Source organism: Microbacterium sp. MRS-1, from assembly GCF_000585455.1.
Classification (GTDB): Bacteria; Actinomycetota; Actinomycetes; order Actinomycetales; family Microbacteriaceae; genus Microbacterium; species Microbacterium laevaniformans.
The window spans coordinates 1-898 of record NZ_JAUF01000140.1 but is presented as its reverse complement, the minus strand read 5'-3'; the positions used below and the strand labels follow the sequence as shown (position 1 = coordinate 898).

The window sequence follows — 898 nt, the reverse complement described above, 5'->3', positions numbered from 1 at the left end:
CCTCGACCCCTACCCGCCGACCATCACCCGGCGAGCCTCACCCCCACCGCATGTCCGAAGAGCCCCTTATGTTCGCTGGCGCGAAGTAGCGAACGTGGATGACGTGACGCCACCCAGCGCAGCAGACGGAACTCGCACCTTGCAGATCTCGTATGTGGAACGCGCGAACACCGATAAGAATGACACTGCGATGGATGAGACCTCGGAACTTAATCTGATCAAGGGTATCGAGGGTTTCTGGAACGTCGCATTCGTTACAGACGGTTCGAACGAGACAATCCAGGGCATAATGGACTTCAAGCCGTCCTCATAGCATTCGGCTCTTCACAGATTGCCCCGCTTGTGGTTCAATAGCCATAGGCATGATGCGCCCAAAACCTAAATACTATTCTCGGAGAGCTTTTCTAGTACTAGAAAAGGCAAGCCCTATCAGGGCTTGCCTTTCTTTGTTTAACAGAAGGAAGCTCCCCCGCGTTGGAGTAGTGCTCGGTGTCGCGGTGATCGCATTCTCGACAGTGCTCTCTCCGCTGAACGCACAAGCCGCAACAAGCGCGGCGAGCAAAGCGAAAGATCTCACCTGGCTCGCGCAGTCAAAGTGGTACTACGACGCGGTCTCGCAGTGCATGGGGTCGGTGGGCTCCTGGAACGTCTCAGGCGACGGCAGCGACATCACGGCCGGGAAGTGGTACTACTCCGGCTTCACGATCGGCTCAGTGGGAGACGGCCCCGGCGGCTTCCTGATGCGCGACGTGCTCTCGGACATCGGTGACGACGGGTTCATGAACTGCGCCGCGAACGACAACGAGCTCCTGCGCGCCGCACTGGCGCATTGGGGGCTCTTCGGACATTCGGTGGGGGTCATGGGGTGAGTCCGCCGGCGGCGAGGAGCATGCGGAGG

General features: G+C 59.2%; 2 protein-coding genes. Both read left to right on the top strand.

Features of this window, described 5'->3' with window-relative positions; translation table 11 throughout:
* On the top strand, positions 1–313 hold a 313-nt coding region (locus AS96_RS15875), incomplete at its 5' end, for a hypothetical protein (protein WP_231477305.1).
* Between the two features lie 202 nt (positions 314–515).
* Positions 516–869 carry a hypothetical protein gene (locus AS96_RS14590; RefSeq protein ID WP_155947620.1) on the top strand — a complete coding sequence of 118 codons (354 nt, stop codon included), beginning with the start codon at positions 516–518 and terminating at the stop codon, positions 867–869.
* Positions 870–898: the final 29 nt, after the last annotated feature.